This window comes from Vibrio breoganii, assembly GCF_001677275.1.
Classification (GTDB): domain Bacteria; phylum Pseudomonadota; class Gammaproteobacteria; order Enterobacterales; family Vibrionaceae; genus Vibrio; species Vibrio breoganii.
In genome coordinates, this window is record NZ_CP016177.1 from 275,873 (window position 1) to 301,682 (window position 25,810).

Genomic DNA, 25,810 nt, shown 5'->3' on the forward strand with positions numbered 1-25,810 from the left:
ACTTACTACGCTTTTCTTCGCATATCTATATGCGGTATACCATCCTCAAGATAAGGGGCTGAAAAAGCCTCAAAACCATGTCTTTTATAAAACTGCTCTAAATGCGCTTGAGCGCCAATCTCAATGGCTTGATTGGGCCACAGGTGTAGACACTCTGCTACCGCCTTCTCCATCAAGCTATGCCCCAGTTTTAATTCTCTCACTGATGGACAAACTACCACTCTACCTATGCTAGTTGCCGGGTAAGATAATCCAGCAGGTATGAGGCGAGCGCCAGCAACCACACGCTCGTCAATGAAACCGATGAGATGCTTAACCCCATCAAGTAAGTCTTTGTTGTCTAGCTCTGGGTAAGCACACTCTTGCTCGACAACAAAGACATCGACACGAAGCTTTAATACTTGGTAGAGAAGTCGGTTGTCTATTTCGTCAAACGAAAGCAGTTTCCATTCAATCATGTAAGTAAGTACCCATTTACTAAAAGTGTGGCCATTCCCAATAGGTTATCACAACTCATCAGCGATTTGAGATAGAGTCGCTATGTCTATTTTTAAGTCAATTAAGTAATAACAGATAAAAATATAGAATTTCCAGTTATAAATTGAACGCTGCATAATCAAGCGTAATCTCATTAACAGGATGTTAGTATGCTCGACACAGTTGTTCCTCTTACCCCGCGCTCGGCGATTGACTCTAAATTGCCTTATACCGCCCTTAGAAAAGGGGAAGTTGCATTAGTTGGAGCAGGTCCTGGTGATCCTGAACTATTAACTATCAAAGCGCTCAATATGCTGAGACAGGCTGAAGTTATCTTGTATGACTATCTCGTATCAGATGAGATCATGTCGTTAGTTTCTAGCGACGCTATTCTTGTTTGTGTGGGTAAGCGAGCCGGCGCTCACAGTGTTCCACAACATAAAACCAATCAACTACTGGTCGATTTTGCCAAACAAGGCTATCGCGTTGTGAGGATTAAAGGCGGCGATCCCTTTGTCTTTGGCCGAGGTGCAGAGGAGCTTGAGATCTTGGTCGATAATGGTGTGAGTTTTCAAGTGGTGCCAGGCATTACTGCCGCCTCTGGCGCCACCGCTTATGCAGGCATCCCTCTTACACATAGAGATTACGCGCAGTCAGCTCTCTTCGTCACAGGCCACCTCAAAGATGAGGATTCGAGTGTTGATTGGTCTACATTAGCGAGAAAGAATCAAACCCTAGTCATCTATATGGGGCTGATGAAATCGGGCTTTATTGAGAAGCAGCTTCAGCAACATGGCAGGGCAGAAGATACCCCTATCGCGATTATTGAGCGTGGTACACAGTCTTCGCAGAGGGTCATCTATGGCAAGCTTTCAGAGTTAAGTGAGCTGTCTACACAGGCCGCATCGCCAGCGCTTATTGTTGTAGGAGAGGTGGTTGCTCTAGGGAAGAAATTGGAGTGGTTTAGTAAAGACTGTGAGCACAGCCAAGAGTTGGCCTATGTATAATAAAAAGGCCTGAGTAGTAACGACTCAGGCCCTTAAAATGGGTTAGAAGAATTAATCCTCGTAAGCCTCTAATGAGACACCATTAAGAAGGTATCCCGTTTGAGCCAATTCGTGTTCTATAGTTTGCGCCTTTAATTCACCAACCACATACACCACGTCCCATAACTCTTGTACAGGAGCCCCACTTGGGAACTTCACGTAGATGATTTGGTTTGGCGGTGGTGGTGGCACGTGAATACAAGCACCAAAGTAAGGAACGAGCAGAAACTCAGTCACCTGATTCGCATCACCTTCTAGTGGGATTACAAATCCCGGAATCTTGACTTGGCTACCATCAAGCTCTGTACGCACCGAACCCACCATAGATTGCGCTTCTGCATTAGTCCCGTCGTGATTTGAGGCAGATGGCATTCCCTGAATATCAAATTGAGCGCGCTCACTTTCAGGAACCAGATCAATCCAGTTCAGCTGAAGTGGTTCAGCCTGGGCTGCAATGTTAAACATTGCTAGCGCTGCAGTAGCAAGCCATAGGGCTATTTTTCTCATAACTTCTCTCTTAAATTCGAATTGTCATGCCATCAGCAAGTGACTGACGATATGCCCTAAATGCTGGAATAAATCCGATGACGACTCCGGCTCCTAGCACTAGGCCAATCAATGTCCACTCATGGGTGGTCAGCATATTCAACTCAATACTTATACCATAAAGTTGCTGCACGATGGGTTGTAGTATTAATAACAAAGCGTAAAGTCCTACGACACCCGTCGCAATACCGGCCATAGTTAGCGCTGTAGCTTCACTGACTAGCAAGACAAAGATATGTCGAGGTCGCGCGCCCATCGCTCTTAATATAGCCATTTCTCTACGTCGCTCTTGCAAGCTGGTTAACAAGCTACTTAGCATACCCAGTAGACCTGCGATAACCACAAAGCCAGATACCGCGAGCAAGGCTTGCTCTGCAACAGACATCATGCCCCAAAGTTCATGTAAGGCAATGCCAGGGAGTATCGCACTCAGAGGCTCTTTGTTGTACGTGTTAATTTGTCGCTGCAGAGTAAAGGTTTGTATCTTAGATTTTAACCCCAGCATGAAGGCGGTAATTTCTTTAGGCTGAAAATCAATCTTCTCTAGCACTTCAGCTCCGGGGTTACCCCCCATGTTCGTGCCTGATTCCCACCCCACATGAATCGCTTCAATAGCCTCTAACGAGACATGTACCGTTTTATCTACAGGCGTCCCTGTCGGCGCTAATATGCCGACCACTTTGAATGGAAGGTTGTCGTGCCTTGCAAAGCCAACATCGGCGATGCCGTGGGCGATGATGATCTCTGTACCTACTTCGTAGCCAAGAGTCTTAGCAACATCTGCTCCGATGGTCGCTTCAAAAAGACCATTGAATGGCTTACCTGCACTGAGCTCTAGGTGCTGTTTCTTGCCGTATTTGTAGTGATCAAAATAGGCTTGGGTGGTGCCCATTACCCTAAAGCCCTTGTGGGAATCGCCAAGTGAGATAGGGATAGCACAGTCTACGGCAGGGTTGTTGCTGAATTCTTCATAGCTCTTCCAATCGATATTATTAGTGGCATTACCAATACGAAAGACGGAGTACAGTAGTAGGTTTACTTGTCCTGAGCGAGCACCCACTATCAAGTCAGTGCCAGAGATAGTGTTAGCAAAGCTGTTTTTAGCTTGGGTACGAATACGTTCTACGCCAAGGAGTAATATGACGGAGATTGCCACTGTTAAAATGGTGAGAAAGGCTGTGGTCTTTCGGTTTGATAGGCTTTTCCAAGCTAAATGCGCGGTCGCGTTCATTAATTTAAGGCTCCGGTTTTAACTAGGTTGATATCTTGCAAGTTGATACCCGTATCGAACAGTTTTTCAAGCGTTGGGTCATGGCTAACAAAAACCAGTGTTGAGTTAGCTTGCTCTGCCTGCTCCATAAGTAGCTCGATAAAAGCGGTTCGGTTTGCATAATCGAGCGCAGAGGTTGGTTCATCGGCAATGATCAGCTGTGGCTTGCCAATGAGTGCGCGCGCCGCTGCGACACGTTGTTGCTGTCCAATACTCAACTCAACTACAGGCTTATTCAATAGCTCTTCAGCTAGATGAAGTCGCAACAACAGCTCGCGGCCCTGCTGCTTAAGATCTCCGTCTACAGCATTTTTCCTTTGCTTAGAAAAATGGCAAGGAAGCACCACATTATCAATCACAGATAAATAAGGGAGTAGGTTAAATTGCTGGAAAATATAACCAATGTTATCGGCACGGAATCTATCTCTTTGAGTTTGAGATAGGGAAGATAACTCAGTGTCCAACACTTTGAGAGAGCCACTTTCACAAGAGGCAATACCTGTCAGAAGGCTAAGCAGTGTCGATTTACCGCAACCACTTGGACCCTTGATAAACACATGCTCTCCTCTATTTACCGAAAGTTTCGGTATATCTAGGGTAGGCGTTGGGTTATCAGGCCATGAAAAGCGAACATCTTGCAGTTCGATAACGGTGTCTATTTGAGAGTGTTCGGTCACTATGTTTCCTATATCAATCTGTTGAAAAGTGACAGGAGATGGCCACTACCTGAGTAGCGGCCATTTTTTGATTAAAGCTTGATAACAGTGTTGCCTTTGGTGAGTTCCGTAGCAATCTGTGCAGAGTCGGTTAGCAGGTTAACACGAATCGTCTGCGTGCCACTGAATAGCTTGAACCAGTCGCTATCAATCTCGGTAAGTTTGCTGACATCTTTACATTGGTACTGATACGCAATGTTGAATTCACCGTGGCCACCACTATGGTCATGATCGTCATGGCCGTGGGCGTCATGGTCATGCTTATCTGCGTGATCGTCGTGGCCGTGAGCATCATGGTCATGCTCATCCGCATGATCGCCATGATCGTGTCCGTCATGATCGTCATCACCACCGAGTGTATGTGAGACTTGTGCAGTGGAAAGCTCACAGCCTGCTGCTGAGCTCATTTTTAAGATAGAGTCAGCTGCATTGAGTTGAGTAAGTGCTTTTTCCAGAGCTTGGCGCTGCTCATCGTTGTTTGGTGCGTGCTCAAATCCAACTACATCTGCACCTGGAGCAAGAATCTCCACAAGAAGGTCTTGGCCATCTTGAGCAATGTTAAACTCAACACTGCCGTGAACGTGAGCACTATGTTGACGGAAGTTTTCTTCAGCATGAACTGAAACGGAGGCTACCGCTAGCGTTACAGCGCTTAGGGTGAATAGTGGCTTAACAGCTTTTATCATTGTTCTAATTACCTAAAGAAGTAGAAACGACGCATTCTAGCGTCGAAATCTTTCAATCATATTTCTCTGCTATCTCTAACCCCAACCAATTGCGTTGGAGCCAGTTAACAGAACTCAGACAGTCAAGCTTCTAAAAAGTTTGAGTTTTATAGGTTTTCCCTAACTAAAGTGATCACTTGTTGTATCTCTTCAGCGGTTAACTCACCCTCTTTAGCCCAAAGGATATTGCCGTTGTTATCTTGAACCGCAATCAACGAGGTCTTTGGTTCAAGATCCCAGGCTTTAGCCACTGCGCCATTTTCATCTAACACGATTGAGGAGTGCGGGAATTCAATTTTGCTGTCCTCTGCACTCGACTTTACAAATGAGCTAGTACCCCAAATGGCATCGTCTTGATTGACTATGGTTGTGGTTTGGTATTTATCCTGTGGGAAGTCGGCTTGGACGATTGCATCTATCATTGGCTTATTTAAAGCCTTAGCTGCAGAGCGACCGGCAATAGCTTGTATTACGCGCGTCTTACCCACCATGCTTGCTGAATCCCATTGATGATATGTTATATCATCATTTTTTACCATCGCTTCCCCATGACCAGCAACGCTCACCATTGGAGCTTTCTCTCCGGTGGTTAGATTCAGTGCCCATGAAGACAAAGGTAGAGTCATTCCCAGAACTGCGATTAAGTGTTTTGCTTTCATATATCTTCCGTTGTTGTGCTACACGCGATAGTTGGCTTTAAGTATATGTTAAATAGATTATTTCACACTTAACACTAGTCGTTTTGTGGTGGGAAACAAACTCCCGTACCACCAATTCCGCAATAACCATTGGGATTTTTGGCTAAATATTGCTGGTGGTATTCCTCTGCAAGGTAGTAAGGGCCAGCCGGTGCGATCTCTGTGGTAATAGAAGGTTTACCTGATTGAGCCAATAGTTGTTGATAGGCCGTTTGCGACTCTTTTGCTGTATTCATTTGCTCATCGCTGTAGGTGTAAATAGCAGAGCGATATTGAGTGCCTCTGTCATTACCTTGACGCATTCCTTGAGTGGGGTCGTGCTTTTCCCAAAATACTTGCAGTATGGTCGCTAAAGAAACCTGACTTGGGTCGAAGATGACACGCACAATTTCGGTATGACCCGTTTGCCCAGAACAGACCTCTTCATAGGTTGGATTGGGCGTATAACCACCGGCATAACCGACGGATGTAGAGACAACCCCAGGGATATTCCAGAAAAGACGCTCCGCTCCCCAAAAACACCCCAAACCGAGTAATATTTGCTGGCAACTTTTTGCTGGTGGCATGGTCAAATCTGTGTGGTTTACAAAGTGTTGCCCCGACTCAAGGATGGGATTATCACGACCGGGTAGTGCATCTTCCTTTGAAATCAGGATTTGTTTGTCAAACATGTGGCCTCCTAGCGAAAGTAAGTGATTTTTTAAATTTTTTATCATGGATCAATCCTTTATACTATTTAGTCGCTCCCTTGGGGAATTTTTCTGGCTACACACCTCTGTTTCGTTACAGGAAGTACAGTAACAATTACATAATGAATCAACGCGTAATACGGATATTTATCGCTTTCGCTTTTTTGGTTTTTAGCCAATTAGGTCGAGCTGAGGCTACTCTCAACGTTAATGGACTTTCTGATAAGGCCGAAGACAACGTTGAGGCATATCTGTCTGCAATTCCTGAACAAGAGTATTCCACATCCCTTCGTTTTCAGTCTCGTATTGAAGAGAGCATAGTTCAAGCGGTCAGGGCTTTGGGCTATTACCATCCTGAACTCACCTTTACTGTCAACGAAGAAGACCAAGAGCTTAATGTCGATGTTAAGTTGGGCGATCCTGTGATTATCGAAGAGTTGGATATTCAACTGAGTGGTGAAGCAGAAGATGACCCGGCATTTGAGGCGTTAATCAAGGCCAGCAAACTTAAGAAAGGTGCGCAGCTCAGTCATGGTGATTATGACGATCTAAAGTCCGGCCTGCGCAACTTGGCGCTCAAGCGAGGCTATTTTGAGGGAGACTTCAGCGTTACACGCCTAGAGGTTGCCCCAGATCTCAATCAGGCGTTTATACATCTGCATTACGAAAGTGGTATTCGCTACACCTTCGGCCCTACTAGCGTGTCAGGCTCACAAATAGAGCGAGACAGAGTCTTCTCACTGATCCCATTCGAGCAAGGTGACCCTTATCTTGCTAGTGATATAGGAAAGCTCAACCAAAATCTGTCCAGCACTTCATGGTTCGCTTCTGTGTACGTAGAGCCAGATCTAAGCCAAGTTGGTAATGGAAACAGAGAATTGCCGATGGCGATTCGTCTCTCTCCGCAATCTCGCCACCAAGTGGAAACGGGTATTGGTTACTCAACGGATGTGGGAGTCAGAGGCTCATTGAACTGGAAACGTCCATGGTTGAACCCTCAAGGTCATAGCTTTACCAGCAGTTTTTCACTGTCCAAGCCTGAACAGGAAATTGTCGTTGGTTATAAAATCCCACTGGAAGATGTGCTTCACGAATACTATCGAATTCAATACGGTATGAAATACCTAGATAACAACGATACGCAAAGCTTTGAGTCGAGCTTAGGTTTAGAGAGGCACTGGCAGCTCGAGAGTGGCTGGCACCGCACCGTGTTTATTCGTCTTCTTAATGAAGATTTTACCCAGGGTATTCAGGAAGACCGCTTTACTATGCTATTGCCAGGGATTTCCTATTCCAAAACACGCTCACGCGGTGGGGCTATGCCTACCTGGGGTGATAAGCAGACGATTTCCTTTGAGTATGGCGATCCCGCCGTTTTATCTGAAGCTCGTGTATTACGAGTGCAAGGAAGAACCACATGGATTCGCAGTTATGGTGGCAATCATCGCGGTATCTTCTATATCGGTGGTGGTGCTAACTTTACCGAATCGGTTTCCGATATTCCGCCCTCGCTACGTTTCTTTGCCGGTGGTGACAATAACCTGCGTGGCTACGAGTATGAGTCGATATCGCCAAAAGATAGCGAAGGTAAGTTGACGGGGGCTAAGTTTATGGCGACTACTAGTCTAGAGTATCAATATCGAGTGTATGGAAATTGGTGGCTGGCAACCTTTGTAGATTATGGTGATGCATGGAACGAAACACCTGAAGGAAAGATAGGTACGGGTTTTGGTATAAGGTGGGCATCACCGGTGGGACCAGTAAGGCTTGATTTCGCCTTTGGTTTGGACGTAGAAGAGGGTACAGATAAGTTCCAGCTTCACTTTGGTTTGGGGCCTGAGTTGTAATGACGCAAGAATCACAACATAACGAACAGCAAGCAACAGTGGAAGCTCCGCCTGTTACCAAGAAAAAACGCTCCTTGTGGCGTCGTTTCTTGCGTGCGATTGCTCATCTATCGCTGGGTATGCTCGCTCTGATTTTGTTCGTCATCATTACGTTATGGGTACTGCTTTTCACTAACCCAGGGCTTAATGGCATTATTTGGACAGCAGAAAAGTTTGTCCCTGAATTAAAGGTAGAGGACACAGAAGGCGCGCTACTTAACGACTTCCAGCTTTATGGCATTGAATATAACAACCCTGACCTGTTTGTCGCATTGCAGGCCGAAAAGCTTGCGCTAGACATACAGCTGCGCTGCATTCCTAAGGTTGAGTTGTGCATTAAAACCTTAGGTATAGAGGGAGCCACCTTTGCCCTCACCGATATCGCGCCAAGTGAAGAGGTGGCAGAGCAGGAACCAAGTGAGCCCATTACCAGTGTCTCTCTTCCTTTCGGTCTGGGCGTAAAGATTGAGCGCCTGTATCTGAATAGAATCGATCTGGATATCTTGGGTAATAAGATCGCATGGAGAGAATTTGAGACTGGAGCGCAAATGCGCTTTGATAGCCTTACCTTGAATCCGACGCGCCTTGATGGCGGCCGACTAACACTTGCTGCAAGTGAAGGTGAGCCAGAGGTGGTACAAGAGGCCAGCGCTGATTCGTCCAAGTCAAAGATTGTTTTACCTGAGGTATGGATCCCTCTTAGCGCCAAGATTGAAGATATTACCGTCACCGACTTTAAAATGACCTCGCCAGAGGTAGAAATAGACCGAGCGCATTTGGTTGGTTCTGCCAAAGGGAATAACGTTACCGTTGAAACCTTTGAATTGGCTATGCCACTTGTCGATTTAAATCTAGATGGCGAAGTTGAACTCAAAGAAGATTACCCACTGACTATTAATACCGATGCAAAGATAAAGCAAACCACGCTTGCAGGTCAGACATTGTCATTGAATGCCGAGGGCAGTGTGGCTGACTTAGCGCTAAGTGCTGGGTTGAGAAAGCTCATTGTTGCAGATATCGATGCCAAACTAGAGCCACTAGATCCCGACATTCCATTTGATATCGATTTAAGGCAAGCGCAAGTGCAGTGGCCGTTGCAAGGCGAGGCCGACTACAATGCTCAAATCGTCTCTCTACAAGCTAAGGGTATTTTAGATAAGTACACCCTCGATTTAATGGGTGCAGCGCAGGGCAAGACGATTCCTGATGTGGATCTTACTGTGGATGGGGAAGGTAGCCTAGAGCACATAGATCTAGAAAGTATCGATGTTAAAACGCTGCAGGGCGTTATTGAAGGCAGTGTGATGGCGAATTGGGCTAGCCCTATCAATTGGGCCGCCAATCTTCAATTACAGCATATTCAACCCGGGAGTTATTGGCCGGAGGCTGAAGGTGATATCAGCGGGAGTTTGGCAACAACCGGTCGATTGCCAGAGAAAGGCGGTTGGGAGGTTGAGCTTTCAGAGCTTGATATTGACGGCATATTCCGTGATTACCCACTCAATATTAATGGTGTACTTGACGCTAAAGACGCGACAGGTAAGGGAGACTATCGATTTGATACACCTGGCTTGCTTGTGGCACATGGGCAGAACAATATTCGTATTTCAGGGGGCCTTGATCAGAACTGGAATCTGGATACCAAACTCGATATTCCTGAAATAAAGCATACAGTGCCTGATTTAGACGGCTCTGCCATTGGGTTAATCGAACTTCGAGGGCCCTTCGCTACGCCTGAGGTCATTGCTGATGTCACAGCGAACAAGATTGCTTGGCAAGATCAGCTGACGATTGAGTCTATAACCCTGAAAGGAGATGTTGAGCCATTGCCGACTCCGGGCGGAAAGCTCAACTTGGTTGTGCAAGGCTTGCAGCATCTGGAGCAGAAAGTAACGCGCAGTGAGTTTAGCTTTAATGGCACTCAACAGCAGCACCGAGCGTCATTTAGCATCGACTCCGAGATGGTCAAGGGTGGCGTGAGCGTATCCGGTAGCCTAGAAACCGAGCCTGGTATCAAGTGGAAGGGCGAACTGCAAGATGCCAGTTTGACCACGGTACAAGGCGAATGGACGCTAGACCGTAGTCCAAAGCTTTCCTATGACGTGGACACACAAGTGGCGTTTGTTGAAGCTCACTGTTGGCTGCAGGCCGACTCTAAGTTGTGTCTTGATAAGGACGTGCAAGCAGGCCAATCTGGCGAGGTGTTTGCTAGTGTTCAGAATTTCAATTTCTCCCAAGTCGCATCACTGCTGCCAAAAGAGGTCACCTTAGTGGGTAAGGTTGACGCCAATGCCCGTGCAAAATGGTCACCAACAGCTTTACCTGAGGTAGAGGTTAAGGTCGACCTTCTTAAGGGGAGTGTCACACAACAGCTAGATCGCCCTGTGACGGTAGGATGGAACAAAGCCGACCTTAAGGCGAGCCTTGTTAAAGACGACCTTAAGGCTGAGTGGTTAATTGATTTGACCGACAACGGCGATATTAAAGGGCGCGTCGACTTAGATGAGGTATCTAAGGAAAACAAACAGATAGATGCTCGCTTGCAACTCCAGCAGATCACTTTGGGTATGCTAGAGCCTCTGTTCGGTGAATTCAGTAAGGTGGGTGCGGATATTAACTCTGACATTCAATTACAAGGCCCCGTTGAACAGCCCAAGATCTTTGGCGATTTTAGAATTGAGAATATTGTCGCTACCGGTGATGTCAGCCCAATTGATGTGACCTCAGGTCAAGTAATCGCAAAATTCTCCGGTTATCAGGGAGACTTTGACGCCAAGATCAACACCGAAGAAGGCGAACTCTTAATCACGGGTAACAATGATTGGCAAGACATGAAAAATTGGCGAGCTAATTACAATATATCGGCCAATGAATTGCTGGTGGACGTTCCTCCCGTCGTGAAGGCGAAAATTGAGCCTGATATTGATGTCGCTGTCTCTCCTGGTCTCATTGACGTCAAAGGAGAAGTGAGACTACCTTGGGGAAGAATCACCGTTGAAGAGCTTCCACCGTCAGCGATTTCGGTGTCTTCGGATGAGATTATTTTAGACAAAGACCTAAAACCATTAGAGAAAAGCTCTGATTTCCCATTTGCGATTAAAACGGACATTAAGGTCATTATTGGCAACGACTTCTTGTTGAGCGCCTTCGGCTTGAAAGGCGGCCTTGTTGGTGAGATCAATGTATCTCAAAAGAATGAGGCGCCGTTCATTCTTGGAGAGGTAAACATTGTCGATGGTAAATATCGCTCCTTTGGTCAAGACTTAATTATTGATGAAGGTAAGGTTCAGTTTAATGGGCCAGCAGACCAGCCATATCTGTCGATAAAGGCGATTCGAAACCCAGACAATACTGAAGATGATGTTATCGCGGGTATCCAAGTTACAGGCCCCGCTGATGAACCGAGCATCGATGTGTTCTCAGAGCCCTCGATGCCTCAAGCGAATGCCTTATCGTATATTTTGCGAGGGCAGGATATAGACAGCGACTCTGGCGGTAACGCCATGACGACAGCGCTTATCGGTTTGAGTTTGGCTCGAAGTGGACGTGTCGTCGGTGAGATCGGCGAAGCCTTTGGCGTAAGCGATCTGCAACTAGATACAGCGGGTACCGGAGATGATTCTCAGGTCACGGTAAGTGGCTACATTCTCCCTGGCTTACAGGTCAAATACGGTGTGGGTATTTTTGAACCCGTTGGTGAGTTCACATTCCGCTATCGATTGATGAAAGACCTGTATTTAGAAGTGATGTCAGGCACAGACAGCGCCGTAGATTTGTTGTATCAGTTTGAATTCGATTAAACATAGGGTGAAGGTATGCAGCATTTAGTTTTTGTTTATGGAACCTTGAGACAAGATGAAGCGAATCATTACCTTCTGCAAGGAAGCGAGTTTCTAGGCTTGTTTGAGACTCCACCACAGTACGCTCTTTACGACTTCAGCACGCTTCCGGGCATTGTTGAGGGACACGAGGTGATTACAGGAGAGGTCTATAGGATCAGCGATGAAGTACTAGTGAAGCTAGATATTTTTGAAGATGTGCCTATTGAGTACAGAAGAGAAACCATCGACACTCCCTTCGGTGAAGCATGGATCTACCTTTACCAAGGAACTGAATCAGGCAAAGCGATAGAGTCAGGAGACTGGAATTTACGTAACTAGGCCAATAGGCTTTGGTCATATTAAACAAGGATGTATGTATGAAATGGATGTTAACGGCGTTGAGTTGCGTGATGCTATGGGGCTGTGTGGGTAAACCGGATCAGATTACTCCGGTAAACAACTTTGAGTTAGAAAGGTATCTTGGTAAGTGGTATGAGATCGCGCGTCTTGACCACTCCTTTGAGCGGGGCATGAATCAAGTATCAGCAGAATATACGATGCGCGAAGATGGCGGCGTTAAGGTGCTTAACAGTGGTTATTCCACGGAAGATAAAGAGTGGAACAGTGCTGAGGGTAAGGCCTATTTTGTTGAGTCTGAAGACTTAGGATACTTGAAGGTTTCCTTCTTTGGGCCTTTTTACGGCTCCTACATCGTGTTTGAACTAGAAAAGCAGAACTATGATTATGCCTTTGTCTCAGGGCCTAATCATTCCTACCTTTGGCTACTCTCGAGAACACCGCAAATCAGTGATGACATAAAGCAGAAATTTAAAAGCCAAGCAAAAGAGCTTGGCTTTGATACTAGCGAACTAATCTGGGTCGAACAGACTGTGGATTAGTACTGTTCTGGGTTATCGCGCAGGAAACCGTGTAAGGTTTCAATCATCTCGGTTGAACCAGCAAAGAATGGAACACGTTGGTGCAGTTCTTCTGGTTTGATCTCCATGATACGGCCTTCGCCATCTGTCGCTTCACCGCCCGCTTGTTCCGCTAGGAAAGCAATTGGGTTGCACTCATAAAGAAGGCGTAGCTTGCCCGTTGGGTAAGCACGGGTGCTAGGGTAAAGGAAGATACCGCCAAGTAGCAGGTTACGGTGGAAATCTGATACCAAAGAACCAATGTAGCGAGAAGTGTAAGGACGCTTACCTACTTCATCTTCTTCCTGGCAGTATTTGATGTACTTCTTCACACCAGCAGGGAAGTTAATGTAGTTACCCTCGTTGATAGAGTAGATAAAGCCCTGCTTAGGAATACGCATGTCTTCGTGAGACAGGCAGAAAGAACCGATAGACGGATCGTAAGTGAAGCCGTGAACGCCTTTACCCGTAGTATAAACTAGCATGGTTGAAGAACCGTAGATCACGTAACCAGAAGCCACTTGCTCTGTACCTGGCTGCAAGAAGTCACGCTCTTCTGCTAGGCCGCCAATTGGCGACAAGCGACGGTAAATAGAGAAGATAGTACCAACAGATACGTTTACGTCGATGTTGCTAGAGCCATCTAGTGGGTCCATCAATACAACGTATTTCGCTTGTTTGTTTACTTCTTTGTCGAAGCAAACTACTACGTCTTCTTCTTCACTCGCAATACCACAAACTTGGTCACGATTTTCTAGTGCGGCTTTGAAGGTATCGTTTGCTAACACATCAAGTTTTTGTTGTGCTTCACCTTGGATATTTTCTTCACCGGCTGCACCCGTAATATCGACAAGGCCAGCCTTGTTGATTTCACGGTGTACGATTTTTGCCGCCAGATTAATCGACGACAAAAGAGACGAGAGCTCACCGCTAGCATGGGGGAAATCATGCTGCTTCTCTATGATAAATTCACCTAACGTTCTTAAATTGGACATGGGGGGTTCCGTTTATTTGTATGACAAGTTCTTTTTTTAGCCAAATATACAGGACAAAACATATTACGACACGCGAAGTAACTGATCTATTTCACAGTTTTCTGACTTTCATCACTCGCAATGCTATGGGTTAGTGTCCAGAATCTGGTTAGAATCAATTATAAGGCTTATTGACTCACCTTGGGATAGAGCCACCTCTCAAAGCAAATGGAAACTTTATGCATATTCATATACTCGGAATTTGCGGCACCTTTATGGGTGGCGCTGCGGTACTAGCAAAGCAACTTGGTCACAAAGTGACGGGTAGTGATGCGAATGTTTATCCTCCAATGAGCACATTGCTTGAGTCGGAAGGGGTTGAAATCATCCAAGGCTACGACCCTGATCAACTGGAGCCTCGTCCAGATCTCGTAGTGATTGGTAATGCAATGAGTCGCGGTAATCCTTGCGTTGAATATGTGTTGGACAACAATCTTAAATACACCTCAGGCCCGCAGTGGTTACAAGAGTTCCTTTTACACGATCGTTGGGTGCTGGCTGTGGCGGGCACTCATGGTAAAACGACTACTTCAAGCATGCTGGCTTGGATACTGGAAGATTGTGGCTATGAGCCAGGATTTCTTGTAGGCGGTGTGCTGGGTAACTTCGATCAATCGGCTCGCTTAGGCGGCAGCATGTTTTTTGTTGTAGAGGCGGACGAATACGACAGCGCCTTCTTTGACAAGCGTTCTAAGTTTGTTCATTACCACCCTAGAACTCTAGTGATGAATAACCTCGAGTTTGACCACGCAGATATCTTTGATGACCTAGAAGCCATCAAGCGCCAGTTTCATCATCTAGTCAGAACCGTTCCGAGTAACGGACGAATTTTATCTCCTGCTGACGATGAAGCCTTGAGTGATGTATTGACGCGCGGATGCTGGAGTGAAACCGAATTCTCCGGCAAAGAGTGGCAAGTGAAAAAACGAAAAGCAGACGGCAGTCACTTTGAGGTGTATTTGAAGCAACAGAAAATGGGTGAGGTGAAGTGGAACCTAGTAGGCGACCACAATGTAAATAACGCCTTGATGGCAATAGCGGCGGCGAGACACGTGGGCGTTGTTCCTGACTTGGCTTGCGAGTCTTTGGGGCGATTTATTAATACCAAGCGCCGCTTAGAGTTGAAAGGGGAAGTCAATGGTATCACCGTTTACGATGATTTTGCCCATCACCCAACAGCGGTTGAACTCACTTTAGATGGTTTGCGTAATAAAGTCGGAGAGCAACGAATCTTTGCGGTACTAGAGCCAAGGTCGAGCACCATGAAGATGGGCGTTCACAAAGATACTCTTGCGGCTTCCCTAGGCTTGGCTGACAAGGTATTCCTTTATCAGCCTGACAGCATCGAATGGTCAGTGGAGGATATTGCACAGCAGTGCTCTCAGCCAGCACAAGCGTCCAACTCAGTGGATGATATTGTCAAATCTTTAGTGGAAGAGACTAAGCCAGGCGATCATATATTGGTGATGAGCAATGGTGGCTTTGAGGGAATCCATACTAAGCTTCTACAAGCACTACAGGTAGCGGAACATTAATGCAGCGTAGCCAACAACAAAAAAGCATCACACTGGCCATGACGGGAGCCTCTGGGGCTCCTTACGGCTTAGCATTGCTCAAGAAACTGCTAGAAGCGGATTATAAGGTCTTCTTTCTTGTCTCTTCTGCGGCCCGCGTGGTGTTAGCCACTGAACATAACCTTAAGCTTCCTAGTGGTCCTGATGCCATCAAAGCGGCATTGGTGGCGCATTTGGGGTGTGATGACTCTAAGCTGGTGGTGTGTGGTAAAGAAGACTGGTTCTCTCCAGTGGCATCAGGCTCAGCCGCGCCTAAGCAGATGATTGTGTGCCCTTGTTCTGCAGGAAGCCTTGCCTCCATAGCTCATGGTATCTCTGACAATCTTATTGAGCGCGCTGCAGACGTGGTGCTTAAAGAGCGTGGTCAGTTAATTCTAGTGGTGCGTGAGACGCCATTTTCCACCCTACACTTAGAGAATATGCTTAAGCTGTCGAAGATGGGGGCGACTATTATGCCTGCCGCTCCAGGGTTCTATCATCAGCCGCAGTCCATTGAAGATCTGGTTAATTTTATGGTGGCGCGAGTGCTCGACCATATCGGTGTCAATCAAGACTTGGTGCAGCCTTGGGGCTACGATAGACGCCAGTAATTACTTCAAAACAGCAACGCCAGCATATTGCTGGCGTTGTCATTTCTAACCTTTATCAATGTAGGTTGGGTTTGAACTACAGGTTCTCCTCGGCAAATTCGGCTAATCGACTGCGCACTACACCGTTGAGGTGAATGTTTGCTGAGCCTTCAAAATTTTTGAAGCGCTCCACCATATAAGTAAGGCCTGAAGTTACAGGGGTTAAATAAGGGGAGTCTATCTGTGCAAGGTTGCCAGAGCAGACAATCTTGGTACCTTCACCACAGCGAGTAATAATGGTCTTGATCTGCGAAGCGGTAAGGTTTTGGCACTCATCGAGTAAAACAAAAGCGTTTTGGATGGAGCGTCCGCGCATAAAGTTGATGGATTTAAACTGAATGTTAGCCTTCTCACAGATGTAACGCAGTGACCCCTCCGTGCAGTGGTCATTCTTGTGTAGCGCTTCTAGGGTATCGGTGACCGCAGCAAGCCAAGGCAACATTTTTTCTTCCTCGTTGCCGGGTAAAAAACCGATAGACTCGCCAATCTCTGGCGTATTACGAGTCACGATGATCTTATCAAACATATTATGTTCAACGGATTGCTCTAGAGCGGCTGCCATGGCGAGCAGGGTTTTACCACTGCCTGCTGCACCGGTTAATATCACCAAGTCGATATCAGGGTCCATAAGGGCATCGAGCGCCATTCCTTGATAGATATTCTTTGGTTTAATATCCCAGGCACGACGACTCATCATCTTGTCTCGGCTTAGGTCTTTTAGAGTGACTGACTCTGAATCCATCTCAGTGACACGTGCAGCAAAGTTACTGTCAGAATCTAGAATGTACTGGTTGATGTAGGGTTGTTCGATACTGGATTGGTTGATTAAGTGATGGGTTTTTCCGGCTAGAGCAATGGAGTTAACTTCGTTTATCTTGTCCCAAAATGTTCCCTCGTATTCTACAAATCCCTTAGTTAAGTACTGCACATCGTCAATGAGCTGGTCGGTGCGGTAGTCCTCTACGTGGCGGACACCGGCTCCCTTGGCGCGTAGCCGCATATTGATGTCTTTGGTGACGAGCACGACATCACGTGGTGAGCGTTTGTTTTGTAGGTAGATAACGGCATTGAGTATTCGATTATCCCCAGCCTTATCCGCAAAGGCCTTTACCGTTTCTTGCAGTTCAAAATCAGCCAGTATGGAAAGTGTGCCTGTAGATTTTGATTCATTATTAAAACGGATACCTTCGGATATTTGGTCTGGCGTTGCTTCGCGGAACAGATCCTCTAAGGTACGAATCGCAACACGCGCATCACGAGCAACATCTCGTTTGCTGTCTTTGATTCGGTCTAGTTCTTCTAAAACCGTCATGGGAATGACGACGTCGTGTTCTTGAAAGGAATAAATGGCGTGTGGTTCGTGAAGTAGGATGTTGGTGTCGAGTACGAAAATCTTGCGTTCGCTATCACCCATAAGCGTCTCCTTTGCTTATCTGACGTTGTGTATCCAAGCGATCTCAAAACCCAGTTTGTAGACTGATGAAGAGAGCTCAGTTAGACAGTTAAAACCTCTTCTATTTTGAGTGTAGTTTGGTTTCATTTGTTTGACAGTTTGATTGCATAATTTATATCCAGCGAAATTAAGGTTTTACGTGCCCAGCATGCATCGATGTACTATCATGTCGCCCTTTTTCTGATAGGAAACTTAGCCAGTTTTGCTCGGTTTTCTTCTACTATTGTTAGAGTCAATTATACAAAAGGGTTTTAGCTGAATGGCATTTGCGATTGGTCAACGTTGGATTAGTGATACAGAGAGTGATTTAGGTCTTGGAACGATAGTTGCCATTGATGCACGAACGGTAACCTTGATGTTTGCCGCCTCAGAAGAAGAGCGACTGTACGCTATCAGTGATGCCCCGATTACTCGTGTCACCTTTGCTGTTGGCGACACCATCGAAGCGCATGAAGGCTGGTCACTGAACGTCGATCAGGTCATTGAAGAAAAAGAGGTGCTTTGCTACGTAGGTACGCGTGAAGATACCGGTGAGCAAGGCGTGGAGCTTCGTGAGATTTTCTTAAGTCACCAGATCCGTTTCAACAAGCCACAAGATAAGCTGTTTACCGGACAAATTGACCGCATGGACAATTTTGTATTGCGTTATCAGGCTTTGAACAACCAATACCAGCAGCATAGAAGCCCACTTCGAGGGTTGACAGGTATGCGTGCGGGTTTGATTCCTCATCAGCTGTTCATTGCTCAAGAAGTTGGTCGTCGATACGCACCGCGTGTTTTACTGGCCGATGAGGTAGGTCTAGGTAAGACCATTGAAGCCGGCATGATCATCCACCAACAAGTGCTGGCGGGTCGCGCGGAACGAATTCTTATCGTGGTGCCTGAAACCCTAACACACCAATGGCTGGTGGAAATGATGCGTCGCTTCAATTTGCACTTCTCGGTGTTTGATGAAGAGCGCTGTGTTGAGGCCTATGCAGAAGCCCATAATCCATTTGATACGCAGCAATTGGTGCTTTGCTCGCTGGACTTCCTTAAGAGCAGCCCTAAGCGTCATCAACAGGCGTTAGAAGCCGAGTGGGACTTATTGGTAGTCGATGAGGCTCATCACCTTGAGTGGAGTCTTGAGGCGCCAAGCCCTGAGTATATGGCTGTTGAATCGCTAGCATCCAAAATTCCTGCTGTGTTGCTGTTAACCGCAACGCCTGAACAACTAGGTCGTGAAAGCCACTTTGCGAGGTTACGCCTATTAGATCCAGATCGTTTCTATGATTACCAAGCCTTTGTTAGTGAAGAAGAAAACTACGCTCCTGTGGCTGAGGCTGTAAGCCAGTTGCTATCCGGTCAAGCGCTAGCTAATGATGCTAAGAATCAGATCACAGAGCTGCTATCCGAGCAAGACGTAGAGCCAATGTTTAAGGCCATATCCGATGACCAGCACCCTGAACAGCAGGCATCAGCAAGACAAGAGTTGATTGATAACTTGATGGATCGCCATGGTACGGGACGCGTATTGTTCCGAAATACTCGTGCTGCGATCAAGGGCTTCCCTGAGCGCCGAGTACACCTGCTGCCTATGCCTTTGCCAGAGCAATACGCTCGCGCCATTAAAGTGTCAAAGATGTTCAATGTTGACCTGCCAATTGAAAAACAAGCAGGCATCATGCTTTACCCTGAAGAGGTTTTCCAAGAACTGGGAGATACCGGGTCGTGGTGGCAATTTGATAGCCGAGTAGATTGGCTGATCGAGAAGGTGAAAGAAAAGCGCTCTGAAAAGGTACTGGTTATTGCCTCAAGAGCCACGACAGCATTGCAGCTTGAACAAGCACTGCGTGAGCGTGAAGGCATTCGAGCTACGGTGTTCCATGAAGGTATGTCGATCATAGAGCGTGATAAAGCGGCCGCTTACTTTGCGCAAGAAGAGGGCGGCGCGCAAGTACTGATCTGTTCAGAAATAGGCTCAGAGGGTCGTAACTTCCAGTTTGCTAATCAGCTAGTGATGTTTGATCTGCCATTTAACCCAGACTTGCTAGAGCAGCGTATTGGTCGCTTGGATCGTATTGGCCAGAATTCTGATATTGATGTATTCGTTCCTTACTTAGAGGGAAGCTCTCAGGGCGTACTGGCGCATTGGTACAATGAAGGTCTTAACGCCTTTGCTGAAACCTGCCCAACGGGTCGCACAGTGTATGAGAAGTTCTCCTATGAGTTGACTGAGATGATCGCAACCGGTGATAGCTCAGCGCTTCCCGATGTGATTGCTCAATCGGCAAAGATTAATCAGCAGCTTAAACAAGACCTAGAGCAAGGCCGTGACCGACTGTTAGAGATGCACTCTAATGGCGGTGATCGAGCGCAAGACTTGGTTCATGAAATTGCCTCTAAAGACAACGATACCCAGTTCGTTAGCTTTGCCCTTAGTCTATTCGATTGTATTGGCCTAAACCAAGACGATAAGGGAGAGAATGCGTTGGTCGTAACGCCTTCTGAGCACATGCTAGTGCCGAGTTACCCTGGTCTTCCATACGATGGCGCCACCATCACCTTTGATCGTGATACGGCGCTTTCCCGTGAAGATATGAACTTCATGTCTTGGGAACACCCAATGATTCAAGGCGGTATTGATTTACTGCTGAGTGAAGGGGTGGGAGCGTCAGCGGTTTCTTTATTAAAAAACAAAGCCTTGCCAGTAGGTACTATGCTTTTAGAGTTGGTGTATCTGGTTGATGCACAGGCGCCTAAACGCAGTGGTATTTCTCGCTTCTTACCGCAAACGCCAATTCGCTTGATGCTAGACGGTAAAGGCAACGATCTCTCCGAACAGGTTGAGTTTGGTAGCTTTAATCGTCAGTTGAGCCCAATTAACCGTCATATGGCGAGTAAGTTGGTTACCTCTGTTCAATCGCAGGTTCAGGCCTTGATTGCTATGGGTGATGAGAAAGTACTGCCAAAGCATGAGCAGGTTAAGCAGCAAGCTAAGGCTGAAATGCAAGCTAGCCTCAGTGCTGAGCTAGAACGTCTACTTGCCCTTAAAGCGGTTAACCCTAACATTCGAGACGAGGAAGTATCGGCAATCGAAGAGCAAATTAGCGAGCTCGATGGCTTTATTTCTCAAGCGCAGATTCAATTGGATTCCTTACGCTTGATCGTTGTTTCCCATAACTAATACTGGAGTGAAAACATGGCCATGACTGAGTACCATCCTCCAGTAGACCCGTGGATAGATATCATTTATCAAGATGAGCACATCTTGGTGGCCAATAAACCTGCTGGCTTGTTGTCTGTTCCTGGTAGGGAAGAGCGCCACTACGATAGTTTATGGAGTCGTCTTGTCGAGGAGTACCCTGAGATCCAAGTGGTGCATCGCTTGGACATGGCCACTTCCGGTTTGATGTTATTTGCCCTCAACAAAGAGGCCGAGCGTCACCTTAAAAAGCAGTTTCAATACCGCTTAACGCACAAGGTGTATTACGCGCGTGTGTGGGGTGAGCTTGAAGAAAAAGAGGGGATCGTCGATCTCCCTCTGATCTGTGATTGGCCAAACAGACCAAGACAGAAGGTATGCACCCACGATGGCAAGCCCTCAAGAACGGATTATCAAAAGGTAGTGCAGGAAGAAAAAACCTGTATTGTGCGTCTGTTGCCTATTACTGGACGATCACACCAACTGCGTGTGCACATGAGTGAAATGGGGCACTCCATTGTTGGCGATGAATTCTATTCTGAAGGGGAGGCGAGGGCCTATTCTGAACGCTTGCAGCTACATTCAACGGAACTGAGCTTTTATCACCCTAAAGATGGCAAATTAGTCAGTATGTTTGTGCCATGCGACTTTTATCCTGAGGCAGAACCTTTAGTATTGAAACTCTACTCTGCAGAGCCTGAGTTACCAGACTATAAAACCTTGCCAAAGCATTAAGGATTACGCATGCCACAATCGTTACCTAAGGTTGTCTTCTTAGATAAGGCGACCATTCCTGCACATGTTCACTTTCGTGAATTAAGCTTTCCCCATCAATGGGTGGAGTATGATTACACCTCGCTTGATGAACTAGAAGAACGATTAGTTGGCGCTGAGATTGTCATCAGCAATAAGGTCGCGCTTAATGGCGAAATACTTAAGCAGTTCCCTAGCATCAAGTTGATAGCAGTCTCTGCCACGGGGACCAACAATGTTGATTTGGATTACTGCGCCCAGAATCACATAGCAGTGTGCAATATCCAAGGGTATGCCACACGCTCTGTACCTGAGCATGTGATTGGGATGATCTTTGCTCTCAAGCGCAATCTGTTCGCTTATCATCAAGATATAGAAAAAGGTGTGTGGCAAAAAGACAAACAGTTTTGTTTCTTCACGCATCCTATTACTGACGTAGCAGGGGCAACGATAACGATTATTGGCAGTGGTAGCTTGGGGCAAGCGGTCGCTACCCTAGCAAGCGCTGTGGGCATGAAGCCTATCTTTGCCGAGCGTAAGGGTGTGTCGCAGGTGAGAGAGGACTATGTGAGCTTTGAAGAGGCTCTGCAGCAGGCAGATATAGTCACCTTGCACTGTCCGCTTACCCAGAGTACAACGGATTTGATTGCACGAGATGAGTTAGCTTTAATGAAGCCGACCTCGGTTCTGATCAACACGGGTAGAGGCGGTTTAGTGAACGAAGCCCATTTAGTCGGAGCGCTTAAATCGGGTGATATAGCGGGGGCGGGATTTGATGTGTTTACCCAAGAGCCAGCTGATACCTCCAATCCCTTGCTTGCCAATATGTCACTGCCTAACCTATTACTTACCCCGCATGTAGCGTGGGGGAGCGATTCTGCATTGCAAAGTCTTGTGGATATTCTTCTCAATAACATTGATGACTTCATGGCAGGAAAGCACTCAAACAGAGTTGTTTAGTACAAAAGTATTTAGCACAAAATGAAGAGTACAAATAAAAACGGTCACCTAAAGAGGTGACCGTTTTTCATCTAAATACAGTTTAGCCTTGCGGCTTAATCACGAGTACGTTTACTGGAGAGTTATGTACCACCTTACTCGCCACTGAACCCAAAACAACATTATCGATTCGTGAGCGCTTGTGGCTTGGCATGACGATTAAGTCTGCGCCTAGCTTTTCGGCATAATCGATAATGGTAGCGTAGGGCTTACCTTCAGCGATATGAACTTGATAAACCAATTCAGGGTCTACAAAGTTATCTGCGAAGTTTCGAAGCTGAGCTTCCACATCTTTCTTCATATCTTGTACGGCATCCTTAGGGAAGTAGGTTGCCACCATGGACATATGAATCCCTGGTAATACGTTCAGAAGATGCAGCTGTGCATTGCTTTGCTTGGCATGCCAAACGGCTGCCTTTAAGGCTTTATCACTGAAGCCTTTTTCGTTCAGGTCAACGGGGACTAAGATCTGTTTGTACATGGGAAATGCTCTTGAATTTTTGTCGTGCTATTGCCCCATAGTGTAGACCATGGGGCATTGAGCGAAATCAAACTATGCGTTGATAGACTCTCTAGCTCGACGTCGTTTTTGATTTAGTGCCATTAATAACACTAGAATCAATGCAGGAAGGAATACCCACTCCTTCATTGGTCGCTCTGCTTTTTGAATGATGTGTTTGATTTCCCAGTCAAAATCTATGCCTGCAGCTTCTGCAGGGCTACCGAATTCGACCATATCCACAATCACGTTATCATCATTTTGAGAAAGCATTAATCCCATTGAAGAAATGCGGTCCTCTGCGGTGCTGGCATTGTCATCAAACGGCAATCGAACCGTTTTGCTGATGAACTTGCCTTCGAGGTTTTCACCCTCTACAACCATTTGCAGAGCCTTGCCTATTGGCATTTGCTCAACAACGGTGGAGATTTCAGTCGCAGGGACTTCCAATTGAGCAGGGTAAATTTGATCCCACCAAAAGCCTGGACGGAAGAAGGTAAAGGTCAGTACTAGCAGGGCAATGGTTTCCCACCACTTATTGCGAGTTAACCACCAACCTTGCGTTGCAGCAGAAAATAGCAACATTGCGGCGGTCGCAGAGAGTATGGTCAGCATCAGGTGCCACCAACTGTCTATTCCCATCATCAGAAGCTGAGTATTGAAGACAAACATGAACGGCAGAATGGCCGTACGTATGTCATAGGTAAAGCCTTGGATACCCGTACGAATAGGGTCGGACTTTGCAATTGCCGCGGCAGCAAAAGCCGCCAAGCCTACTGGCGGTGTATCATCGGCAAGGATACCGAAATAGAACACAAACAGGTGTACAGCAATCAGAGGGATGATCAGCCCGTGCGCGGCACCTAAGGTGACAATAACCGGAGCCATCAAGGTCGACACAACAATATAGTTGGCTGTGGTCGGCAGTCCCATACCTAAGATAAGACTGATAACCGCAGTAAACAGTAACATCATGATGACGCTACCGCCGGAGATGAACTCGACAAAGTCCGTCATCACCAAGCCAATGCCAGTAAGCGTTACTACGCCAACTACAGTACCAGCCGCTGCTGTCGCGACACCGATGCCTATCATGTTACGCGCACCTGAAACCAGAGCTTCTAGCAGGTCATGAAAACCGATCTTAACGGCTTTAGCGATCTCATTATCTTTATTAAATAAAGCCATTAATGGACGCTGGGTAATTAGAATGAAGACCATGAATACCGTAGCCCAGAAAGCAGATAGACCCGGTGAGAAACGCTCTACAGTCAAACACCAAACCAACACCACTATAGGTAGCAAAAAGTGCAGACCAGATTTGACGGTAGGGCCTACATCTGGGATCTCTGTTAGATCTGGATCCATCTCGGCATGGTCCTGATACTGGGAGGAAATACGCACAAGCCCAACATAAGCGATGAGCAAAGCCACAGTCACAATTGGAGTCGCGGCTGCGCCAAATACGTCTTTGGTCCAGCCAATGCCGTAGTATACCGCTGCACTAATTACGCACAGACCCAGAATGGTGCCAGTGAAAGAGAGTAGGCTTTGCAGTTTGGTTGGCGTATGGCGACGAGGTAAGCCTTCCATGCCCGCCTTACAGGCCTCTAAGTGCACAATATAGATAAGGGCAACATAAGAGATGAGCGCAGGTAATAGAGCGGCTTTAATCACCTCTACATAGGATATACCGACATACTCAACCATCAAGAATGCAGCAGCACCCATGATAGGAGGGGTTAGCTGGCCATTGGTGGAGGCTGCAACCTCTACGGCACCCGCTTTAGTGCCAGGGAAACCAACGCGCTTCATCAGTGGGATGGTAAAGGTACCAGTAGTCACTACGTTGGCGATGGATGAGCCTGATACTAAGCCAGATAGACCAGAGGCAACAACCGCAGCTTTAGCGGGGCCTCCACGCATATGACCGAGTAGTGAGAAAGCGACCTTAATAAAGTAAGCACCGGCACCAGCTCTTTCTAACATGGCGCCAAACAGTACAAACAAGAATACAAATGAGGTCGAAACCCCCAGAGCAACACCGAATACACCCTCAGTAGTCAGCCACAAGTGAGACATAGCCTTATTCAAGCTTGCGCCTTTGTGTGCAATGACATCTGGCATGTGTGGGCCAGCAAAGGTGTAGGTAAGGAATAAAGCAGCAACGACCATTAGCGGTGGACCCAGCGCGCGACGAGTTGCCTCTAGAAGCAGAACCATGCCGATCACCGAAGCCACAATATCCATCGTGGTTGGTGCACCAGAGCGCCCTGCTAATTGGGTATAAAAGAGATAAATGTAGCCGGCAGCCAAACTGCCCAGCAATGCCAAGACCCAATCAACGGCAGGAATTCTATCTCGCGGTGAGCCCTTTAAGGCTGGATAGGCGGTAAAGGCAAGGAATATGGCAAAAGTGAGATGGATAGAACGAGCTTCGGTATCGTTGAGGATAGCGAAATTGAAAATGAATGGCAGTGGTGAAGCGTACCAAAGCTGAAACAGTGACCAGCATAGCGGCACAAACCATAGGATTCGCCCTGGAATACCCGAAGGGTTTCTTGCCCCAGTATCCGCTTGTGCGACGATCTCTTGTGCCTCTTGAGAGGGAGTCGTTGAATGTGTCATTAGTGTGTCCTAATTCTGTTGACGCGAGGGTTGGTTAGGCGCGCACCTTTAGGTACTTATACCAATCGTACTAAGTAACTGGTGATTCTAGCTGGTTAAAATACTCGATAACTGCATTAGTATTTTTGATTGTAGAATAACTACTTATCGAAAAATTCTGCCTTGTTCTCGAGCATTTTTCCTGCGCTATTTCTGAACACTTACTCAGTGTGATTGGTATCAATAACCTTAGACCAAGCCCAAATACTAGCCAATAAATTGCAATA

Annotated in this window: 21 protein-coding genes; 10 read left to right on the forward strand and 11 right to left on the reverse strand. The window is 46.7% G+C overall.

Translation table 11 applies throughout. From position 1 onward, the window contains the following. Nucleotides 1-5: 5 nt before the first annotated feature. The gene (locus A6E01_RS01415) at nucleotides 6-458 is read right to left on the reverse strand and encodes a GNAT family N-acetyltransferase (RefSeq protein WP_017029073.1); all 453 of its coding nucleotides are present in this window, start codon (nucleotides 456-458) and stop codon (nucleotides 6-8) included. Nucleotides 459-647: 189 nt separating this feature from the next. On the opposite strand from A6E01_RS01415, the gene cobA reads away from it, so the two are divergent. Beyond that, on the forward strand, nucleotides 648-1,484 hold the full coding sequence (cobA, locus tag A6E01_RS01420; RefSeq protein WP_065209419.1) for a uroporphyrinogen-III C-methyltransferase: 837 nt from the start codon (nucleotides 648-650) through the stop codon (nucleotides 1,482-1,484). Nucleotides 1,485-1,535: 51 nt separating this feature from the next. Here cobA and A6E01_RS01425 read toward each other — a convergent pair whose 3' ends face one another. The 6 genes from A6E01_RS01425 to msrA form a co-directional block, all read right to left on the reverse strand. Next, the gene (locus A6E01_RS01425; protein WP_065209420.1) at nucleotides 1,536-2,030 is read right to left on the reverse strand and encodes a DUF3299 domain-containing protein; all 495 of its coding nucleotides are present in this window, start codon (nucleotides 2,028-2,030) and stop codon (nucleotides 1,536-1,538) included. Between the two features lie 10 nt (nucleotides 2,031-2,040). Next, nucleotides 2,041-3,300: an ABC transporter permease gene (locus tag A6E01_RS01430; protein ID WP_065209421.1), complete on the reverse strand. Its 1,260-nt coding sequence runs from the start codon at nucleotides 3,298-3,300 to the stop codon at nucleotides 2,041-2,043. Next, on the reverse strand, nucleotides 3,300-4,016 hold the full coding sequence (locus tag A6E01_RS01435) for an ABC transporter ATP-binding protein (RefSeq protein ID WP_065209422.1): 717 nt from the start codon (nucleotides 4,014-4,016) through the stop codon (nucleotides 3,300-3,302). The genes A6E01_RS01430 and A6E01_RS01435 overlap by 1 nt, the downstream gene beginning before the upstream one ends. A gap of 71 nt (nucleotides 4,017-4,087) precedes the next feature. Next, complete coding sequence (gene zrgA / locus A6E01_RS01440; protein WP_065209423.1) at nucleotides 4,088-4,741, reverse strand: zinc uptake protein ZrgA; 654 nt, start codon at nucleotides 4,739-4,741, stop codon at nucleotides 4,088-4,090. 146 nt (nucleotides 4,742-4,887) lie between these two features. Further along, complete coding sequence (locus A6E01_RS01445) at nucleotides 4,888-5,439, reverse strand: YtfJ family protein (RefSeq protein ID WP_065209424.1); 552 nt, start codon at nucleotides 5,437-5,439, stop codon at nucleotides 4,888-4,890. Nucleotides 5,440-5,513: 74 nt separating this feature from the next. Next, nucleotides 5,514-6,149 carry a peptide-methionine (S)-S-oxide reductase MsrA gene (msrA, locus tag A6E01_RS01450; RefSeq protein WP_065209425.1) on the reverse strand — a complete coding sequence of 212 codons (636 nt, stop codon included), beginning with the start codon at nucleotides 6,147-6,149 and terminating at the stop codon, nucleotides 5,514-5,516. Between the two features lie 140 nt (nucleotides 6,150-6,289). On the opposite strand from msrA, the gene tamA reads away from it, so the two are divergent. Genes tamA through A6E01_RS01470 form a run of 4 tightly spaced genes read left to right on the forward strand, consistent with a single transcriptional unit; the run spans nucleotide 6,290 to nucleotide 12,773 of the window. After that, nucleotides 6,290-8,014 (forward strand): autotransporter assembly complex protein TamA, encoded by a 1,725-nt coding sequence (gene tamA, locus A6E01_RS01455; RefSeq protein WP_065209426.1) that lies wholly within the window; start codon nucleotides 6,290-6,292, stop codon nucleotides 8,012-8,014. Next, entirely contained in the window at nucleotides 8,014-11,853 is a 3,840-nt protein-coding gene (tamB, locus tag A6E01_RS01460) for an autotransporter assembly complex protein TamB (RefSeq protein ID WP_065209427.1), read from the forward strand. Before tamA ends, tamB begins: the two co-directional genes overlap by 1 nt. Before the next feature lie 15 nt (nucleotides 11,854-11,868). After that, nucleotides 11,869-12,213, forward strand: a complete 345-nt coding sequence (locus tag A6E01_RS01465; RefSeq protein ID WP_017029063.1) for a gamma-glutamylcyclotransferase family protein — start codon at nucleotides 11,869-11,871, stop codon at nucleotides 12,211-12,213. 38 nt (nucleotides 12,214-12,251) lie between these two features. Continuing rightward, nucleotides 12,252-12,773 carry a lipocalin family protein gene (locus tag A6E01_RS01470; RefSeq protein WP_017031376.1) on the forward strand — a complete coding sequence of 174 codons (522 nt, stop codon included), beginning with the start codon at nucleotides 12,252-12,254 and terminating at the stop codon, nucleotides 12,771-12,773. On the opposite strand, the gene fbp is transcribed toward A6E01_RS01470, so the two are convergent. Further along, a complete protein-coding gene (gene fbp / locus A6E01_RS01475; protein ID WP_017242779.1) occupies nucleotides 12,770-13,786 on the reverse strand; it encodes a class 1 fructose-bisphosphatase in 1,017 nt (338 codons plus the stop codon). The genes A6E01_RS01470 and fbp overlap by 4 nt on opposite strands. Before the next feature lie 218 nt (nucleotides 13,787-14,004). Here fbp and mpl point away from each other — a divergent pair, with 218 nt between their 5' ends. Together mpl and A6E01_RS01485 are read left to right on the forward strand one after the other, a co-directional pair. Continuing rightward, nucleotides 14,005-15,360, forward strand: a complete 1,356-nt coding sequence (mpl, locus tag A6E01_RS01480; RefSeq protein WP_065209428.1) for a UDP-N-acetylmuramate:L-alanyl-gamma-D-glutamyl-meso-diaminopimelate ligase — start codon at nucleotides 14,005-14,007, stop codon at nucleotides 15,358-15,360. After that, on the forward strand, nucleotides 15,360-15,989 hold the full coding sequence (locus A6E01_RS01485; protein WP_017029059.1) for a flavin prenyltransferase UbiX: 630 nt from the start codon (nucleotides 15,360-15,362) through the stop codon (nucleotides 15,987-15,989). Before mpl ends, A6E01_RS01485 begins: the two co-directional genes overlap by 1 nt. Nucleotides 15,990-16,065: 76 nt before the next feature. Here A6E01_RS01485 and A6E01_RS01490 read toward each other — a convergent pair whose 3' ends face one another. Further along, nucleotides 16,066-17,442, reverse strand: coding sequence for a PhoH family protein (locus A6E01_RS01490; protein WP_065209429.1), 1,377 nt, complete (start codon nucleotides 17,440-17,442; stop codon nucleotides 16,066-16,068). A gap of 298 nt (nucleotides 17,443-17,740) precedes the next feature. Here A6E01_RS01490 and rapA point away from each other — a divergent pair, with 298 nt between their 5' ends. From rapA to A6E01_RS01505, 3 genes are read left to right on the forward strand one after another with little or no spacing between them, the layout of a single operon-like run. Then, nucleotides 17,741-20,647: an RNA polymerase-associated protein RapA gene (gene rapA / locus A6E01_RS01495; protein WP_065209430.1), complete on the forward strand. Its 2,907-nt coding sequence runs from the start codon at nucleotides 17,741-17,743 to the stop codon at nucleotides 20,645-20,647. A gap of 15 nt (nucleotides 20,648-20,662) precedes the next feature. Further along, entirely contained in the window at nucleotides 20,663-21,400 is a 738-nt protein-coding gene (rluA, locus tag A6E01_RS01500) for a bifunctional tRNA pseudouridine(32) synthase/23S rRNA pseudouridine(746) synthase RluA (protein WP_065209431.1), read from the forward strand. Nucleotides 21,401-21,409: 9 nt separating this feature from the next. Continuing rightward, entirely contained in the window at nucleotides 21,410-22,378 is a 969-nt protein-coding gene (locus A6E01_RS01505; protein ID WP_065209432.1) for a D-2-hydroxyacid dehydrogenase, read from the forward strand. Between the two features lie 82 nt (nucleotides 22,379-22,460). On the opposite strand, the gene A6E01_RS01510 is transcribed toward A6E01_RS01505, so the two are convergent. Beyond that, complete coding sequence (locus tag A6E01_RS01510; RefSeq protein ID WP_017029054.1) at nucleotides 22,461-22,898, reverse strand: universal stress protein; 438 nt, start codon at nucleotides 22,896-22,898, stop codon at nucleotides 22,461-22,463. Nucleotides 22,899-22,970: 72 nt separating this feature from the next. Next, nucleotides 22,971-25,544 carry a TRAP transporter permease gene (locus A6E01_RS01515; RefSeq protein ID WP_065209433.1) on the reverse strand — a complete coding sequence of 858 codons (2,574 nt, stop codon included), beginning with the start codon at nucleotides 25,542-25,544 and terminating at the stop codon, nucleotides 22,971-22,973. Nucleotides 25,545-25,810 lie beyond the last annotated feature (266 nt).

Excerpts from the sequence above, each read along its gene's own strand:
- rluA (WP_065209431.1), top strand. The coding sequence starts at position 20,663 with ATGGCCATGACTGAGTACCATCCTCCAGTAGACCCGTGGATAGATATC.
- A6E01_RS01490 (WP_065209429.1), bottom strand. The coding sequence starts at position 17,442 with ATGGGTGATAGCGAACGCAAGATTTTCGTACTCGACACCAACATCCTA.
- cobA (WP_065209419.1), top strand. The coding sequence starts at position 648 with ATGCTCGACACAGTTGTTCCTCTTACCCCGCGCTCGGCGATTGACTCT.
- A6E01_RS01510 (WP_017029054.1), bottom strand. The coding sequence starts at position 22,898 with ATGTACAAACAGATCTTAGTCCCCGTTGACCTGAACGAAAAAGGCTTC.
- tamB (WP_065209427.1), top strand. The coding sequence starts at position 8,014 with ATGACGCAAGAATCACAACATAACGAACAGCAAGCAACAGTGGAAGCT.
- A6E01_RS01430 (WP_065209421.1), bottom strand. The coding sequence starts at position 3,300 with ATGAACGCGACCGCGCATTTAGCTTGGAAAAGCCTATCAAACCGAAAG.
- fbp (WP_017242779.1), bottom strand. The coding sequence starts at position 13,786 with ATGTCCAATTTAAGAACGTTAGGTGAATTTATCATAGAGAAGCAGCAT.
- tamA (WP_065209426.1), top strand. The coding sequence starts at position 6,290 with ATGAATCAACGCGTAATACGGATATTTATCGCTTTCGCTTTTTTGGTT.
- msrA (WP_065209425.1), bottom strand. The coding sequence starts at position 6,149 with ATGTTTGACAAACAAATCCTGATTTCAAAGGAAGATGCACTACCCGGT.
- rapA (WP_065209430.1), top strand. The coding sequence starts at position 17,741 with ATGGCATTTGCGATTGGTCAACGTTGGATTAGTGATACAGAGAGTGAT.
- A6E01_RS01445 (WP_065209424.1), bottom strand. The coding sequence starts at position 5,439 with ATGAAAGCAAAACACTTAATCGCAGTTCTGGGAATGACTCTACCTTTG.
- A6E01_RS01515 (WP_065209433.1), bottom strand. The coding sequence starts at position 25,544 with ATGACACATTCAACGACTCCCTCTCAAGAGGCACAAGAGATCGTCGCA.
- A6E01_RS01465 (WP_017029063.1), top strand. The coding sequence starts at position 11,869 with ATGCAGCATTTAGTTTTTGTTTATGGAACCTTGAGACAAGATGAAGCG.
- A6E01_RS01470 (WP_017031376.1), top strand. The coding sequence starts at position 12,252 with ATGAAATGGATGTTAACGGCGTTGAGTTGCGTGATGCTATGGGGCTGT.
- zrgA (WP_065209423.1), bottom strand. The coding sequence starts at position 4,741 with ATGATAAAAGCTGTTAAGCCACTATTCACCCTAAGCGCTGTAACGCTA.
- A6E01_RS01505 (WP_065209432.1), top strand. The coding sequence starts at position 21,410 with ATGCCACAATCGTTACCTAAGGTTGTCTTCTTAGATAAGGCGACCATT.
- mpl (WP_065209428.1), top strand. The coding sequence starts at position 14,005 with ATGCATATTCATATACTCGGAATTTGCGGCACCTTTATGGGTGGCGCT.
- A6E01_RS01485 (WP_017029059.1), top strand. The coding sequence starts at position 15,360 with ATGCAGCGTAGCCAACAACAAAAAAGCATCACACTGGCCATGACGGGA.
- A6E01_RS01415 (WP_017029073.1), bottom strand. The coding sequence starts at position 458 with ATGATTGAATGGAAACTGCTTTCGTTTGACGAAATAGACAACCGACTT.
- A6E01_RS01425 (WP_065209420.1), bottom strand. The coding sequence starts at position 2,030 with ATGAGAAAAATAGCCCTATGGCTTGCTACTGCAGCGCTAGCAATGTTT.